Consider the following 14,716-nt stretch of genomic DNA (forward strand, 5'->3'; position numbering starts at 1 on the left):
AGGTGGAGGGCCTGAACAACGTGCCCAGGTCCGGTCCGGCCGCTGTCTCAGGCATTCCGAGACAGCGGTGAGAGCCGGCCGGGGGTCAGAGCTGCTCGGCGGTGACCACCTCGGCGGACTGCTTGTCCAGCAGCTCGGTCACTCCGAGCGCCGGCATCGGGCGGGCGAAGTGGTAGCCCTGGGCCCGCCCGCAGGCCAGTTCCTTCAGGCGCTCCGCCTGGCCCTCGTCCTCGACGCCCTCGGCCACCGGTGACAGGTTGAAGGTCCGGGCGATGTGCAGCACCGCCTCGGCCACCGACGCGCCACCGGTCTCCGGCATCGCCTGTACGAACGACCGGTCGATCTTGACCACGTCCACCGGCAGGGTGCTGAGGTGGCTGAGTGAGGAGAAGCCGGTGCCGAAGTCGTCCAGAGCGATCCGGACACCCAGCTCCTTGAGCGCGCTCAGCACCCGGGCCGACTCGACCAGGTCGGTGAGTGCCACCGACTCGGTGAGCTCCAGCACCAGGTCCTGCGGCGGCAGACCGGTCCGGACCAGCACCTGGCGAACCTCGTCCACGAGGCGGGGATCGGTCAGCTGGGAGGCGGACAGGTTGACGTTCATCTCGAAGCCGGGGAACCGGTTCTGCCAGTCCATCGCCTGCCGGCAGGCCTCCTCCAGGACCCAGCCGCCGAGCCGGGGCACCTGACCCAGCTGCTCGGCCAGTTCCAGGAAGAGCGCCGGTGGAACCAGGCCCTTCTCCGGGTGCTGCCAGCGGACCAGCGCCTCCACGCCGACGGTGATGCCGCCGTTGGCCAGGTCCACGATCGGCTGGTAGTGCACCTCGAACTCACCGGCCTCGAGACCGCGCATCAGGTCCTGCTCGGCCAGACGGCGCTGCTCGGCCTTGGCGAACAGGACCGGATCGAACCTGCGGGCCACCCCGCCGCCGTCCTGCTTGGCGCGCAGCAGGGCCTGGTCGGCACGGCGCAGGACGCCGTCCAGGCCGTCGTGCCCGTCGGTGATCGCGACGCCCGCGCTGGCCCGGATGCTCAGTGCCACCCCGCCCGCCTGCAGCGGACGGTGCAGCTCGGTCAGGACACGCTCGGCCACCGCGACCGCCGCCTGCTCGTCCTCCAGACCGGGCAGCAGCACCACGAACTCGTCACCGTCCAGGCGGGCGACCGTGTCGTTGGCACGGACGTTCACGGCGAGACGGTCTGCCGCCTCGCGCAGCAGATCGTCGCCGGCGGCGTGCCCGAGCACGTCGTTGACGTCCTTCATGCCGTCCAGGTCGACCACGATCACCGCGGTCTTGGTACGGGACGGCGCGGCCAGCACCTCCTCGGCGTACTCGACGAACATCCGCCGGTTGCCCAGCCCGGTCAGCGGGTCCCGGAAGGCCTGCTGGGCGAGCAGCGTCTGCTGCCGGTTCCGGTCCGGGTCCATCCGGTTGCCGAGGAACTGGCGCAGCGCCCCGGCACTGGCCACCACCAGCACCAGCCAGGTCGCCACCGGTGGCAGGTCCCCGGTGAGGTGCCGGATCGCCGCGACGGCCAGTGCGGCCGCCACCGTGGCGTGCCGCAGCACACCGCGGCGGCTGTCCAGCAGCAGCACGGCGAGACCCAGGCAGAGCGCCGCCAGGAGCGGCATGATGCGGCCCGCCAGCCCACCGGGCTGCCCGGGATCGGCCACCGGCCAGGCGAGCAGTACCAGCGACGCGAGCACCACCGTGTCGTCGACGACGACCCGAACCCGGTCCCAGAGAGCGTTGCGACCCACGATCCACCTCCGGCGAGTCAGATCGGTCCCGGCCGGGCCCGGTTGAGGCATCCCGGCCACCAATCGACCCCCGGCCCGAGATCTTCGGGTACGCGGAGCGCGTACCCGCAGAGGTGTCGGAATTCCGGCAACGTCCTGCGGGTGCGGTTCCTCGGTATCACGGTGGGTGAGGAACCGCAGGTCCGATCGATGCGTTGCCGGGGTGTTACAGCGGTCGTCGAGTCGGGTGACCAGGGGAAGTCACTAAGGTGGGTGCTCGCCGGGTTTGCACAGGCGTGATCTCATGGGACTTCATCACGGTAAGTCGGTAACGGAGGGCTATAACGTGCTGGATGGAGAGCGGGTCGCCGAGGACGGCGGCCCACGCACCGGCGAGGACGCGATGCCGGACGGTTTCCCGGTCGATGCCGACGAGCCGGTGATGCCGGCGCCGTCGTTCCCGACCTTTCATCACACACCGACGTTGCCGCACCAGACACCGGGCAACGGATTCGAGAGCGGACGCGACAGTCGTGCACGGTGAACCAAGCCCCTCGCTGCCTCGGCGCGGCCCGGCCCCGCCGGTGGACCGGATGGACAATGCCGAGCTGGCCCGGCTGATCGAGTCGGAGCACCCGTATCGGGGCAAGGCGCTGTTCGAGCTCTGTGACCGGATCGCGCTCGACGACGACGCGGCGACCAAGGTGGCGATGCTGTCGCGGCTCACCTCGCTGCGCCGGGCACGGCTCTTCGACCGGGTGTCGCTGGCCTGGTCGGCGATCATCGCGTTGCTCGCGGCCGAGACGGCACACTCCCGCGCGGAGGCGTACGCGGCGTTCGACGCGCTCGGCCCGGAGGAGCAGCGGGACATGCTCGACTACCTGGAGGTCGCGAAGATCGAGGAGGCCCACCCGCGGATCACGTGAGCGGGCCTCCGCCTGCTCAGGCCTGGATCAGGACGTCCCGGCGGAACGCGACCCGGTCGCGTACTGCCGAGGCGTCCGGTTTCGGGTCGGGGTAGAACCAGGCGGCGTCCGGCGCGGTGTTCCCGTCCGCCCGGAGCGAGTAGTAGGACGCCTTGCCCTTCCAGGGGCAGACGGTGTGCGTGTCGGAGGGGACGAGAACGTCCTCACGGACGCTGGTGAGGGGAAAATAGTGGTTGCCCTCGACTACCACCGTGTCGTCGCTCTCGGCGATCACTTCGTCGTTCCAGATGGCCTTCGGCATGTCCCGAACGTAGCGCGTGGACGAGTTTGTGTCTGATATGTGCGATTTATTCACCTCTCGTGGGTGAATTGCCGCGACCCGGCTGAAGATCTAGAGTCGGATTCCTTATGGAGCTTCCGATGGAGCGCGACGTTTCGATGGGACAGAGCACCAGGTTGGACCAGCTGCGCGGCTCCGGGCGGGCCAAACGCCACAACGCGCGCACCATCGCCGCGCTCACCGGTAACCCCGGCTGCAACCGGCGGGCCGTCCTCGACGCGGCCGGCATCGACAAGCAGAAACTCGCCGAACGGGTCGGCTTCCCGGGCAGCTTCGGCCAGTCCCGGTTCGCGCTCTCCCGCGGCAACGCCTTCGAGGCCATGCTGAAGGCTGACGACTGCGCCCTGCTGCGCGAGGTGCTCACCGCCGACGCCGGCCTCGACTACCAGGATCTCAGCGCCGACTCGCTCGGTGACCGGCACGAGCGGACCGTCAAGGTGCTCGCCGACGCCCGCTCCGCACTCATCGACCACCCGCTGCTCACCCTCGACGTGGCCGGCCAGACCGTCTACCTCGAACCCGACCTCATCGCGTACGCCCACCACGGCCGCCTCCAGGTCGTGGAGATCAAATCGTTCGCGATCATCGACGGGCAGGCGGAGAGCGCCAAGGTCTCCGGCGCCGCCGTCCAGGCCGCCGTCTACGTGCTCGCGCTGCGTGAGCTGATGGAGCGGCTCGGCCAGGACCCGGCGCTGGTCAGCCATGAAGTCGTGCTCGTCTGCCCGGCCGGCTTCAGCCTGCGGCCCGCCGCGGTCGTCCTCGACGTCCGCAAACAACTCTCGACCCTGCGCCGGCAGCTGTCCCGGCTCGCCGCGGTCACCGACCTGATCGACGACCTGCCGGCCGGCCTCACCTTCGACCCCGCGCTCGAACCGGCCGACCTGGTCGCCGCCCTCGCCCACGTCGAGGCCCGCTACGCCCCGGAGTGCCTCTCCGCGTGCGAACTCTCCGTCTACTGCCGCAACGAGGCGAACGGGAGCACGGCCGCGCTGGGCCGGACGGTGCGCGAGTCGCTCGGCGGCATCGAATCCGTCGATGAGGTGCTGGCGCTCGCCGAAGGGCGCCGCGAACCGGCCGAGGACCAGGCCGAGGCGGCGGCCATGCTCCGGGCCGCGCTGCGGCTGCGGTCCGAGGCGCTGTCCCCGGGCACCGCCGGCGCTGCCTCTTGAGCGCCCTCATCGCCCTGGCGCGGGCGCAGGCCGTCGCGGCCGGCCGGGCCCAGCCGATCGCCACCGTGCGGCACCTGCACGTCCACGACCATCCGCTGGTGCTGATCCCGCTGGTGATGGCCGGCGAGGCCAACGCGCCTCTGGCCGCGATGATCGGCACCGACCCGGCCCGTCCCCGGCTGCTGGCCGTCACCCAGCCCCGCAACCGCGACGAACGGTTCACCTTCGCCGCCGACCTCGCCGAGATCCTCGTCGAGTACGCCGGTTCGTTCGCCACCGACACCGAGGATGTCGCCGTCGACCGCGGCAAGGACGTCCGCCAGCGGTACGTCGACGCGCCCCAGATCTGGGTACCCAATCCGGCCGGCGCCGACTTCCTGCGCCTGTTCGGGCGATCCACCCGGTTCCTCAAGACCGAGGGGGAGTACGCGGTCCCGCCCGCCGTGCCGCTGCTCGGCCGATGGCTGACCTTCTTCGCCAACAGCGCCGAAGTGCCCGGCTCGTCGCTGCTGGTCAACGCGGTGCAGTCGCTCGGCATGCATTGGGCGACCGGCCAGAGCAGCGCCGAGGACGCCCAGTTCGGCGTGCAGCTCGCCTGGATCGAATCCGGCGCCGCGGCCGCCCGCGCCGCCGAGAACGGCCCGGTCGCCGGACCGGCCACCGACCCCGACTTCGACAACCGGGTGCTGGCGCCGCTCATCGAACGGCAGGCCCCGGAGCTGCCCCAGGTGCTGCACGACCTGCTCCTGCCCACCTGGGAGCGGATGTGGCGGACCCTCGCCCTGCTGCGCCGGATGCCCGTGGGCGAGCGGGTCTCGCTGCGCTGGGACCTCGACCGCGACGCCTTCACCGCCTTCGTGCAGAACCTGAACGAGGGCGGCCCGCCCCAGCCCCGCAGGGACGGCGCCGTCGCCGCGGCGGCCCGCCTGCAGCGGCTGGAGAACGCGGCCGCCCGCTACGCCGTCCAGCGGGCCTTCGACGACCCGCTGGTGCTGGCCGAGTACCGCCTCAGCGGCGCCGCGTTCGCCGGAGTGGTCACCCTCGCCAACCCGGACCGGGTCGACGACAGCGGCCGCCGGCCGGTGCTCCGCCCGCGGATCATGGTGCACACCACCGAGCCGGTCCGGGTCGAGCCCGGCACCTCGCTGACCTCGCCGGCCCGGCCCGCCCAGAAAGCCCGGATCGTCTCCGTCAGCCCGTCGGGCGACGGGAACGACGTCCTGCTGGAGCTCTCCGGCGGAATGGGCCGGAAACTGGTCGCGGAACCGGGCAGCGTTCCCGCCGTGGGCGAGCGGCTGGTCCTCACCACGCTCAGTGAGGCATACCGGCCCGGTGGCAGCCTGCCCGACCCGTCCGAGACGCCGTGGACGCACGGCGGCCCGCCCGCTCCCGTCGGCCCCGACGCTTCCGGCGCGTCTGACATTTCTGTTGGGCCGGCTGTCTCAGGTGAGCCTGACCAGGAGCAGGGCGATGTCGTCGCTGCGGCGCGGGGCGACCTCCAGCAGCCGGGCGCAGAGCTCGTCACCGGGCCGGGCCGCGTTCTCCCGTAGGACCGCCGACAACCGGGCGATGCCGTCGTCGAGCAGCTGCTCCCGGTCCTCCACCAGACCGTCGGTGTAGAGCACCAGCGTCGAACCGGCCGGCACGAAACGCCGTGCCGTGGTGCGCGGCTCCCGCGGTGGCAGACCGAGCAGCGGCTCCGGCGGCACCCACCACACCTGGACGTTGCCGTCCGGCAGGAGCAGCAGCGGCGGCGGATGCCCGGCGTTGGCGAACCCGACCTGGTAACCCGACCAGGACTTCCGGACCCGGGCGAGCACCGCGGTCGCCGAGGCCGAGACCCGCAAGCCGTGCAGCGTCTGGTCGAGAGCCGTGAGCAGCACACCCGGTTCCTCGTCCCGCCCGTACGCGTCGCCGCGAACCAGGTTACGGAGCTGCCCCATGGTCGCGGCCGCCTCGATGTCGTGCCCGGAGACGTCACCGACCGCCACCATGACACTGCCGTCGGGCTGGGCGAAGGCGTCGTACCAGTCGCCGCCGACCGCCGCGCCGTCCTGCGCCGGCAGGTAGCGGGCATGCAGCTCGACCCCCGGGATGTCCGGCAACTCGGTGAGCAGGCTGCGCTGCAGCACCTCGGCCACGTGCCGCTGCTCCCGGTAGAGGCGGCTGTTCTCGACGGCGAGCCCGGCCCGGCGGCCGACCTCGGCAGCGGTCCACTCCTCGGCGGCGGTGAAGGCAGGCCGTTCCGGACGGTTGACCAGCAGGATCGCGCCGAGCGTGCGGCGGCGGACCGACGACACGACCGGAACGATCAGGGACCCGCCGAACCCGGCCCGCGTGGTGATCTCGGCCAGCTCCGCGTCGCTGATCCGGTCTCCCAGATCGGTGGCGCCGTCCGTCGTGCGTACCGGCCGGCCCCGGCCACGGACGGCCGTCAGCATCGCCCGCAGATCGGGCCGCGACCCGGCGGCCAGCTCGGCGAGCCGGGCCATGTCGGCCGACCGCTCCGGATCGCAGTGTGCGGCGAAGACCCGCGCCGGGCCGCCCGGATCGTCGGCGACCGCGACCACGCACCAGTCGGCCAGGGTCGCCGTGACGATGTCGCCGAGCCGGCGCATCGCCTCCTCCACGTCCATCGTGCCGACCAGCGACTCGGTCAGCTCGGCGAGCAGCTCCAGCTGGTGGTGCGCCGACTCGGCGGCGCGGCGGGCATCCTCCTCCGCGGAGCGGGCGATGCGCAGGCACACCTCCGACGAGCAGACCTCGGCCAGCTCGCCGATCAGGGCCACCTCACTCGGGGTCCAGACGCGGGGCTCGTGGTCGATGGCGCAGAGGGTGCCGACGATCAAGCCGTCCGGGTCGGTGATCGGCGCTCCCGCGTAGGCGATCGCACCGATCTCGGAGACCACCGGGTTGTCCCGCATCCGCGGGTCCTCCCGCACGTCCGGCACGACGAGCATCTCGCCGGCCACCACCACGTGCCGGCTGAACGAGTGGGTCAGCGGCATCTGCCGGGCCGACGCCAGCGGCTCCGGAGCACCGACCTGACCGGCCAGGAACTGGCTCGCCTCGTCGACCAGGCAGACCGCGACCATCGGTGCGTCGACCAGCTTGTGGACCAGCATGGCGATGCGGTCGAAGGCGGCGTCCGGGACGGGGCCACCGGCGATCCGGCGCACCGATCGGAGGCGCGGTGGATCGGCGAGCACGCCGAGCTCGGCGTCACCGATCAGGTCCCACTGAAGCACCGTCGCCCCCTGCGGTTTCGCTCGTCAGGTTACCGGGGGCGAGCGCGAGCGGGCCCTCCCGCGGTGACCCGATCATCCGTTTCAGCCCGCCCGAACGGGTGACATGACCCCGGAGTCGCAGCGGGACGGCGCTTCACCTGCCCGCACTCCTTCTCGGCCCGCGGCTCTCCTCAGGCCGCGTGTGGCGGCCGTTTCTCGAACGGCTGGCGCCGCCCGGCGGTCAGCCCGGAGCGGATGGTGCCCCGGACCTCCGCCCGGCCCAGCCCGGCACGCCGGGCCGCGGCGGTCAGCTCCCGCCGCACCTCCCACTCGTCGAGCAGGCCCGCGCCGACCAGCCGGCCCAGCGCGAAGGCCGCCCGGTTCAACGTGTCGTTGCGGGTGCCGGGCGGCGCGTCGGCCACCCGGCCGGCCTCGGCGTCGAGAGCGGCCTCCGCATACCGGTCCGGGTGGGTCACTGTGCGGCGGGACACTGTCGTACCGGGCGGCCCGGCGATCAGCTCCACCAGCTCCGCCGGGCCGGGCGGCAGCGCGACGGCCGGCCGGCGGATCCAGCGGTAGTCGCCACCGCTCGCGTGCCGGGACGGCGGGGCCAGCACATAACCGCCCGAACCGCGCCAGTCGAGTCCGGGCAGCAGCCGGACCCGATTGCCGTAACCGGTCGGGCGGAACCAGAGATGGCGGCCGCCGGAGCCGGTCCGCACCTGCGGCCCGGCCGGGACGCTCCCGCCGAGCAGACGGCACAGACCGTGCCAGCCCTCCGCCGAGTCGACATCGGCCACGTCCATCACCACGCCGGTGCGCAGGCCCACGTTGGCGCGCGGCCAGAACGTCCACCACAGCCGGATCTGATACGGATCGGTCGAGGCCTCGCGCAGGCCGTGTCGCAGGCGGGGGTGCTTGCCGGAACGGTCGCACCGGGCTCCTCTGTCGCAGGAACAGACCCCACTCCGGTCAGGCGTGTGCACCGGCAGGACGGGAATGCCGTGCCGGGCGTACGCCAGGGCGGTCGTCAGCGACATTAGAACAAGCGTACGACAATCAGTCGTCCCCCGGCCATGTCCGCAGCACATGCGAGATGTGGTGCGACGTGCTCCACGCGATCCAGCTGGCCGAACTCCCGGCGCCTCGCGCGGTCCGGGCCCGCCTGGCGATCTCGGCGTCACCCCACGAGAAGCGGGCACCGGCGGCCGGCCACTGCGGTGACCTGACGAGCGTCCGGCAGAGGTCGTGGCACCGGTCGTCATCGCGGCCACCCCGGCGCGCCCAGCGGTAGATCCACCACTCCCGCTCGGTGGTGTAACGCAGCGTCGGCAGCTGCCGGTGGGGCTGGACGCCGCGGCGCCGGACCGGGGACGTCACGCCGTAATCGGCGTACCCCACGCCGGGCTCGCCCAGCCGCTCCCACATCCGGGCGTCGAGCCTGCCCACCGCCACTGGCTGATCGGTCGGCAGATCGTCGAGGTTGGGCGGCATCGCGCCGGCCGCCACGCTCACCGACCGCCACGGCGTGCCGTGGGCCCAGCGCAGCACCCGGCGGGCCCGATCCTCCACCACGGCGGCGTGTGCCCGGCAGGCTGTCTCGGCGAGGTCGATCAGCAGGTCGATGTCGGCCGGCTCGAGCTCCGCGGCGCGCAGCACCCGCTCGGTGACCGCATCCGCCTCGGCGGGGTTCCCGGCGTCCGCGTGCGGCCGGAGCCGCAGCACGGCACGCCGCTGGTGCAGACGGGCGGCCCGGCCGTGCTCGGCCAGGCGCGGGCCGCTCTCGTGTGCCCGTAGCACCGGGATCATGGTCAGTCCCAGGGCGGCCAGCTGTCCGGCGAGCTGTTCCGGGCCCGGCCCCCGCTCGGGGACCTCTCCGAAGTCGACAGCGAGCGCACGGCTGCGCGGCCGCAGCTCACGGACCAGCGGGAGGACGACGCCGTCCGCCTCCAGCTCCACGATCGGCGTGACCCGATCGGACTCCTCGTCCGACAGGTGTGCCAGCGCGGTGAACTCGCCCCTCCGGGGCCGCAGGATCGGGTGGTAGACCCGGTCGCGCTTCATGGTTCCACGGTAACGTCACAGTCGGTACAAATGGGCGAGCATCGATTGATTCGCCTCCCAGCCGTCCGGGAACTTCACCGGCACGTTCAGATGCACCGGCTCGGTCGACGGATGCGCGTCCAGCAACTCGGCGATGCCGGCCCGGGCCACCACCACACAGGAGTGCCGGTGCCGGGAGGTCAGCACGCAGAGCCGGCCCGACTCCAGGTGGAAGGCGGTCGCGTCGCGCCGGCCGGAGAGCGGATGCAGCACCACAGTCAGGTCGTACTCGCGGCCCTGCAACCGGTTCGCGGTGTCCACGGTCACCTCGGCGGCCTCCGGCGGCAGCATCGAACGGATCACCGCGACCTGATCCCGGTGTGCGGCACCGATGGCGATCCGGTCGGCGGTCAGCGGCCCGGTCCCGGCCTCCGAGACGGTCGCGCCCTCCCTGGTCAGGGCGCGGGCCGCAAGCGTCGCGCAGGCCGCCGCGGCCTCCGCGTCGGTCCGCACGGTGAACCGTTCCGCCAGCTCGTGCAGCCCCCAGCCGGTGGTGGCGGCGGTGTCCAGCACGGCGTCGAACGCGTCCCGTGCCGGCCGTTCGAAGGCCAGCGTCCGATCGCCCGGCCCGGTGCCGGAACGGAACCCGGTGAACGGGTAGAACGCCGCGGCCACCACCGGAGCCGCCGACGCCGGCAGCCGCCAGGACACCGGCAGACGGTGCACCGGAAGCTCCGGGTTGTGCCGCAGCAGCACGGCCACCGCGCTCAGCATCGGATCCCACGAAAGCCCGATCCAGCGGTCCACCTCCACGGTGGAGAACGGGTCCAGCTGGCCCGGATCACCGACGAAGAGGGCCCGCGCGAAACGGGGCGCCACCCGCAGAAGGGCATCGGACCTCATCTGGTACGCCTCGTCGACGATCGCCCACGGCCAGGTGCCCTCGGTGACCGTGGCCCACTTGGCCGCCGTACCGATGGTGACGGGTGGTGATCCGAGGTCGGCCACCTTGGCCGCCACCCGGCACGCCGGATGTGCTCGGACCCGCGGCGTCGCCTCGTAGTCGACGGCCGACAACCGGCCCACACCGATCTCCGGCGATCGCGTACCCAGACGTTCGATCAGGTCGTCCACCTGCTCGTTGGTCTGCGCCACGATCATCAGTGGCTCACCGGTGGCGGCCAGCTCCCCGGCGGCCCGCACGACGAGCGTCGACTTGCCGGCACCGGGCGGCGAATCCACCACCACCCCGCGATGATCACCCTGGGTGAGATCGCGGAGGACGGCGGCGATCACGGTCGCGGCCTCCTCGGCCGGGCTGACGAGCGCGTGGGAACTCACCCCGGCACGGTAGCGCCCGCCCTTGACCGAAACCGTCACGACACCGCCGGCGGTAACGTCGGCGGAATCATGGGCGAGCGCGAATGGGACTGGCCGGTCGCGGAGCTGACCGCGCTGCGGGTGGGACGGCGGCTGGGCGTACGCGTCCCGGCCTCCCGCCCGGACCGGTGGTCGTTCGTGCACATCGTCCCCGGTGAGTCCGGCTTCGTGGTCGCGCACTGGGAGTTCGAAGCCGACCGCCTCGAGGGTCACGATCACGATCTGGGAGCGGTACGGCTACGCCAAGCACTGGCTGCCGACGAGGCTGAACTGCTGGCTGTGCTGCGGGATTGGCACCTTCCGCCGGACCGTTTCCGCTCCTCCTGGGACACCGTGCACGTGAACGCAGAGTAGTTATCCACAGGCCTTCCCCAGGTTCCCGCTGTTCTCGCTACCGTCTGCCGCGAAGTCATCACGGTGGATGGAGGAGGCGGGCATGTTCGACGGAGGAAGCCTGGGCGACGCCGAGCGGCTGATCGACGAGTGGCGCGGCACGATCGAGGAGCGGGCCACCCGTGCACGGGTCCTGGAGTCCCGGCTGGCACGTCTCACCGAAACCGCCCGCAGTCCCGACGGGCTGGTCACGGTCACGGTGGGGGTGCCCGGCGACCTGACCGCCCTCGACCTCGCCGAAGGCATCCGGCAGCGGCCCGCCGCGGTCACCGCCCGGGAGATCCTGACCACCCTGCGGGCCGCCCGGGGCGCCCTGATCACCGCGGTGACGGCTGTGACCGCCGAGACGATGGGCCCGGACACGGCCACCGGCCGGGCGGTCGTCGAGTCGTTCACCGACCGCCTGACACCCGGAGGCGACGGCTGTGTCTGAGCTCGTCCGGGTCGATCCGGCCGCACTCGGGGCGCATGCCCGGACGGTCGACGAGATCGCCGGACGGGTGGCGACCGCGGGCCGGCGGGCTCAGTCGGTGCGCGCCGGGCCCGGCGCCTACGGCCGGCTCTGCGCGATGTTCCCGCCCGGTCTCGGTGACCTCCAGGACGCGCTGGCCGCCGGTGTCGCCGCTGCCGCCGACGGGCTGTACGACACCGGTGACCGGCTGCGGGCCACGGCGCGGGACTACCGGGCAGCCGACGAGCGCCGGGCCGCGGCCTTTCGCGTCGTCCGGGCCGCGCGATGACCACCGAGTCCTGGGCCGGGGTGGCGATCGCCGGTGACGTCTCCGGGATCGCCGACGCCGTGCGGAGCCGCGACTGGATCGACGGCACGCTGGCGGACGCCGCCGGCACGCTCGACGGACTGTCCCTGCTGGCTGACCCGCTCGGTGACCTGGGCCGGGCCGGCGCCGACTGGCTCATCGAGCACGTCGGCCCGCTGTCGGAACCGCTCGACTGGCTGGCCGGCGACCCGGCCGGGATCGCCGCCCACGCGCGGAGCCTGCGTGACGTGGCCGGCCGGCTCTCGGCCGAGGCGGAGGAGCTGGCCAGGGCGGTCGGCGCGGAGGCGTCCGGGTGGAGCGGGGTGGCCGAGGAGGCGTACCGGGGCTGGATCGTCCGCCGGACCGGCGAACTGCGGACCCTCGGGGCGGCGGCCGGCATGTCGGCCATGATCAGCCAGGAGAGCGGGGGACTGGCCGGTGCTGTGCGGCTGATGATCCGTGACGCCGTGGACGCGGTGGTGGGCCGGTTGATCGCCTCCGCCGCCGAGCTGATCGCCACCGCGGGCGTGGGCACCCCGGCCGTGGTGGCGCGGGTCACCGCCCTCTGTGCGGTGTGGGCGGGGCGGATCAGTCAGTGGCTGAAGTCGCTGATCGGCAGCCTGCGGGAGCTGCTGGCAACGAGTGACCGGCTGGCCGCGCTGGTCCGGCAGCGGGTTCGCCCGCAGGACGTCCGGCCCGGCGTCGACCCGTCTCAGGCGCCGGAATCGCGGGTGCGCTGACTGAGGCTGCCCGCCCGGCGCCGGGTCAGATCGGCCGGCGGTTTGATGTTGTGTCCCCAGCGAAGGAGAAGCGTCCGATGTCGAGTCGGGAACATGTCTACTTTCAGTCGCGTCACACGCCGGCGGAGTTCGCTGCCGCGATCGCACCGGCTCTCGGTATGACGGTCATCCGTGGTGGACGCGGCGAGACGTTCCTGTCCCGGCCGCTTCCGGACGGCGGTGCGGTGGGCGGTGAGCTTCGCGTCAACGAGCTGGCCGATCCCGGCGAGCCGTCCTACCTCGACGTCTTCCCGCTGGTGCTCGAGCTGGGCATCACCGTCGGTGACCGCGCCCGGCAGCTTGCCGAGGCCCGGGGGCTGTTCACCGAACTGGCTCGGGTGTCGCCGGTTCCGATCGCGCTGGTGCGCGGGTACGACTTCCTGCTCGGTGCCGCCGATGGTGGCAACGGACTGGTGTGGTTTCCCGAGAACGTCACGCCCTACAGCGAGGATCGGGAGATGTGGTTGCCATTTCAACCTTAATTGGCGACGCGCCAAATAGTGCGGCCGAAATCAATCCGTCGATTCTTCCGCATCCCGTAGATCTACCCACCGCGCCGGTTGAAATTACTCGTCCTGGGGAACGCAGCGTGAATGCCTCAAACCCGGGCAAGTGACACTAGTCGGATTAGTCGGGAAGGGCTCGAGTGGGGCAGCGGCCCGGGAGAGCGTTCCCTGGCTACCTCGTCATCTCTCGAAATGATCTGACGGGTATCTGACACTTGACTGGTGTCCCCTAGGGGTCAGGTCCTCGCGCAGAGGCTGCTCAGGTCGGCGGGCGTGAAAAGAGACGCGCGTACTGTAATTCATTTCAGCTCCTTCATGTTTCCCCGACCGGCCGGACGGCCGTGCCGGTGAGGCCTGGAGCCGCAGGTGACGTGGTATTTGATCACGGTCTGTGAAGCGCTGTTCGCATGGCTGTCACCACCTGGAAATAACTCCCGGCTTCAATGTGAGGTAGTCGCGAATAGCGAATCGGGCGTGCAACTTGCGCTTGCGCAGGGACGCGCAAGTTGCATCTTTCGCGTCTCGCTGCCTCGTCGCTCCATCGTTGTGACCGGGCGCTGATCGACATCTTCGATTTCATTCATGGTCGTTGTTGTGATCTCGTTCCGCCCCCTTCCAGTCGATCATTGGAAGTGCAACTCTTCTAGCCAGCAGTGACGTCGGCATCACGGACGGTGGTGGTGAGGAATGCGTCCAGACGTTCTCGTCGGTCCGAGTGATTGGCTTATCGAGCAGTTCGGCGACAAGGTCGCCGACGAACTGTGGACCCGGGTGCCGGAAGCGTTGAGCACGGCGATCGACCGCGAAGTTCACGCTCATCCGGCCATGACCCAGACCATGGAGCGGGTTCTGGCGAATCCTCGGTGGGCACTTCCCTATGAGGAACTCGTCCTCTTCCTGGGTACGCTGCCGGGTGCGGAGATCATCAGCGTTCCGCGTTCGGTCTACCAACTGGTACTGATCAACGGTCATGTGGTGGTGCCCTGGTGCTACGGCCAGTCAGCCCGGGTCTCCATGCGTGACGCCGAGGTCGGCCGATCCTTCGGTCGTCTCGCTCGCGAGCTGCTGCGCCGGTTCGGCCCGCCGTGGCGCCGATCCCCGGTGGAGGCACCGCTGCCGCTGGACGCGGTCGACGAACGCGAGGTCGCCAAGATCTGCGCCGCCGTCGCGAGGATCGCGCCGAAACCCGAGGTGATCATCGCCGGCTATGCGGGCGCACCCAACCTGGGTCTGCTCCGCGCCTGCCTCGGCGAGATCAAGTCCACCGACAACGGCACACTCAGCTGGAGCCATCTCGACGACCTGCCACTGCCGCCGCCGGTGATCCCGCGCCCGCGCCGCATGCAGTTCCCCTGACGGGCCCGGCACCGCGGAGATCGACCGCCCGCGGCGCATGCGGTTCCCCTCAGGGGCCGGCACCGCGGAAATCGACGAACCATGCCCACCCGCAGCGT

At 71.7% G+C, this 14,716-nt stretch carries 16 protein-coding genes; 10 read left to right on the forward strand and 6 right to left on the reverse strand.

Annotated features, from left to right (window positions below):
• Positions 1 to 85: 85 nt before the first annotated feature.
• Positions 86 to 1,762, reverse strand: coding sequence for a bifunctional diguanylate cyclase/phosphodiesterase (locus tag AB0G04_RS31130; protein WP_360989871.1), 1,677 nt, complete (start codon positions 1,760 to 1,762; stop codon positions 86 to 88).
• 283 nt (positions 1,763 to 2,045) lie between these two features.
• Here AB0G04_RS31130 and AB0G04_RS31135 point away from each other — a divergent pair, with 283 nt between their 5' ends.
• Entirely contained in the window at positions 2,046 to 2,285 is a 240-nt protein-coding gene (locus AB0G04_RS31135; protein ID WP_360989873.1) for a hypothetical protein, read from the forward strand.
• A 49-nt stretch (positions 2,286 to 2,334) separates the two neighbouring features.
• A complete protein-coding gene (locus AB0G04_RS31140) occupies positions 2,335 to 2,667 on the forward strand; it encodes a hypothetical protein (protein ID WP_360989876.1) in 333 nt (110 codons plus the stop codon).
• Positions 2,668 to 2,683: 16 nt separating this feature from the next.
• Here the strand turns inward: AB0G04_RS31140 and AB0G04_RS31145 are convergent, their stop codons facing one another.
• Positions 2,684 to 2,968 carry a DUF427 domain-containing protein gene (locus AB0G04_RS31145; RefSeq protein WP_360989880.1) on the reverse strand — a complete coding sequence of 95 codons (285 nt, stop codon included), beginning with the start codon at positions 2,966 to 2,968 and terminating at the stop codon, positions 2,684 to 2,686.
• Between the two features lie 119 nt (positions 2,969 to 3,087).
• Here AB0G04_RS31145 and AB0G04_RS31150 point away from each other — a divergent pair, with 119 nt between their 5' ends.
• Both AB0G04_RS31150 and AB0G04_RS31155 read left to right on the forward strand, forming a co-directional pair.
• Positions 3,088 to 4,176: a hypothetical protein gene (locus tag AB0G04_RS31150; RefSeq protein ID WP_360989883.1), complete on the forward strand. Its 1,089-nt coding sequence runs from the start codon at positions 3,088 to 3,090 to the stop codon at positions 4,174 to 4,176.
• Positions 4,173 to 5,726 (forward strand): hypothetical protein, encoded by a 1,554-nt coding sequence (locus tag AB0G04_RS31155; protein ID WP_360989884.1) that lies wholly within the window; start codon positions 4,173 to 4,175, stop codon positions 5,724 to 5,726. Before AB0G04_RS31150 ends, AB0G04_RS31155 begins: the two co-directional genes overlap by 4 nt.
• Here the strand turns inward: AB0G04_RS31155 and AB0G04_RS31160 are convergent.
• The 4 genes from AB0G04_RS31160 to AB0G04_RS31175 form a co-directional block, all read right to left on the reverse strand.
• Positions 5,619 to 7,424: a GAF domain-containing SpoIIE family protein phosphatase gene (locus AB0G04_RS31160; protein ID WP_360989886.1), complete on the reverse strand. Its 1,806-nt coding sequence runs from the start codon at positions 7,422 to 7,424 to the stop codon at positions 5,619 to 5,621. The two genes, AB0G04_RS31155 and AB0G04_RS31160, sit on opposite strands and share 108 nt — an antisense overlap.
• A 170-nt stretch (positions 7,425 to 7,594) precedes the next feature.
• Positions 7,595 to 8,443, reverse strand: coding sequence for a bifunctional DNA primase/polymerase (locus AB0G04_RS31165; protein ID WP_360989889.1), 849 nt, complete (start codon positions 8,441 to 8,443; stop codon positions 7,595 to 7,597).
• 19 nt (positions 8,444 to 8,462) lie between these two features.
• Positions 8,463 to 9,467 (reverse strand): beta family protein, encoded by a 1,005-nt coding sequence (locus tag AB0G04_RS31170; protein WP_360989892.1) that lies wholly within the window; start codon positions 9,465 to 9,467, stop codon positions 8,463 to 8,465.
• A 15-nt stretch (positions 9,468 to 9,482) separates the two neighbouring features.
• Entirely contained in the window at positions 9,483 to 10,787 is a 1,305-nt protein-coding gene (locus AB0G04_RS31175; RefSeq protein WP_360989894.1) for an AAA family ATPase, read from the reverse strand.
• Positions 10,788 to 10,856: 69 nt separating this feature from the next.
• On the opposite strand from AB0G04_RS31175, the gene AB0G04_RS31180 reads away from it, so the two are divergent.
• The 6 genes from AB0G04_RS31180 (at position 10,857) to AB0G04_RS31205 (ending at position 14,618) form a co-directional block, all read left to right on the forward strand.
• Complete coding sequence (locus AB0G04_RS31180) at positions 10,857 to 11,180, forward strand: hypothetical protein (RefSeq protein ID WP_360989896.1); 324 nt, start codon at positions 10,857 to 10,859, stop codon at positions 11,178 to 11,180.
• Positions 11,181 to 11,262: 82 nt separating this feature from the next.
• Positions 11,263 to 11,652 carry a YbaB/EbfC family nucleoid-associated protein gene (locus AB0G04_RS31185; RefSeq protein WP_360989899.1) on the forward strand — a complete coding sequence of 130 codons (390 nt, stop codon included), beginning with the start codon at positions 11,263 to 11,265 and terminating at the stop codon, positions 11,650 to 11,652.
• Positions 11,645 to 11,959: a type VII secretion target gene (locus tag AB0G04_RS31190; RefSeq protein ID WP_360989902.1), complete on the forward strand. Its 315-nt coding sequence runs from the start codon at positions 11,645 to 11,647 to the stop codon at positions 11,957 to 11,959. Before AB0G04_RS31185 ends, AB0G04_RS31190 begins: the two co-directional genes overlap by 8 nt.
• Entirely contained in the window at positions 11,956 to 12,717 is a 762-nt protein-coding gene (locus tag AB0G04_RS31195) for a hypothetical protein (RefSeq protein WP_360989904.1), read from the forward strand. The genes AB0G04_RS31190 and AB0G04_RS31195 overlap by 4 nt, the downstream gene beginning before the upstream one ends.
• A 77-nt stretch (positions 12,718 to 12,794) precedes the next feature.
• Positions 12,795 to 13,238 carry a hypothetical protein gene (locus tag AB0G04_RS31200; RefSeq protein WP_360989906.1) on the forward strand — a complete coding sequence of 148 codons (444 nt, stop codon included), beginning with the start codon at positions 12,795 to 12,797 and terminating at the stop codon, positions 13,236 to 13,238.
• Between the two features lie 711 nt (positions 13,239 to 13,949).
• Complete coding sequence (locus tag AB0G04_RS31205; RefSeq protein WP_106315251.1) at positions 13,950 to 14,618, forward strand: hypothetical protein; 669 nt, start codon at positions 13,950 to 13,952, stop codon at positions 14,616 to 14,618.
• Positions 14,619 to 14,716: the final 98 nt, after the last annotated feature.

The sequence above is a fragment of the Actinoplanes sp. NPDC023801 genome, assembly GCF_040639655.1.
In the GTDB taxonomy this organism is placed as follows: domain Bacteria; phylum Actinomycetota; class Actinomycetes; order Mycobacteriales; family Micromonosporaceae; genus Actinoplanes.

Excerpts from the sequence above, each read along its gene's own strand:
- AB0G04_RS31180 (WP_360989896.1), top strand. The coding sequence starts at position 10,857 with ATGGGCGAGCGCGAATGGGACTGGCCGGTCGCGGAGCTGACCGCGCTG.
- AB0G04_RS31185 (WP_360989899.1), top strand. The coding sequence starts at position 11,263 with ATGTTCGACGGAGGAAGCCTGGGCGACGCCGAGCGGCTGATCGACGAG.
- AB0G04_RS31200 (WP_360989906.1), top strand. The coding sequence starts at position 12,795 with ATGTCGAGTCGGGAACATGTCTACTTTCAGTCGCGTCACACGCCGGCG.
- AB0G04_RS31195 (WP_360989904.1), top strand. The coding sequence starts at position 11,956 with ATGACCACCGAGTCCTGGGCCGGGGTGGCGATCGCCGGTGACGTCTCC.
- AB0G04_RS31170 (WP_360989892.1), bottom strand. The coding sequence starts at position 9,467 with ATGAAGCGCGACCGGGTCTACCACCCGATCCTGCGGCCCCGGAGGGGC.
- AB0G04_RS31145 (WP_360989880.1), bottom strand. The coding sequence starts at position 2,968 with ATGCCGAAGGCCATCTGGAACGACGAAGTGATCGCCGAGAGCGACGAC.
- AB0G04_RS31150 (WP_360989883.1), top strand. The coding sequence starts at position 3,088 with ATGGAGCGCGACGTTTCGATGGGACAGAGCACCAGGTTGGACCAGCTG.
- AB0G04_RS31205 (WP_106315251.1), top strand. The coding sequence starts at position 13,950 with ATGCGTCCAGACGTTCTCGTCGGTCCGAGTGATTGGCTTATCGAGCAG.
- AB0G04_RS31135 (WP_360989873.1), top strand. The coding sequence starts at position 2,046 with ATGGGACTTCATCACGGTAAGTCGGTAACGGAGGGCTATAACGTGCTG.
- AB0G04_RS31140 (WP_360989876.1), top strand. The coding sequence starts at position 2,335 with ATGGACAATGCCGAGCTGGCCCGGCTGATCGAGTCGGAGCACCCGTAT.
- AB0G04_RS31165 (WP_360989889.1), bottom strand. The coding sequence starts at position 8,443 with ATGTCGCTGACGACCGCCCTGGCGTACGCCCGGCACGGCATTCCCGTC.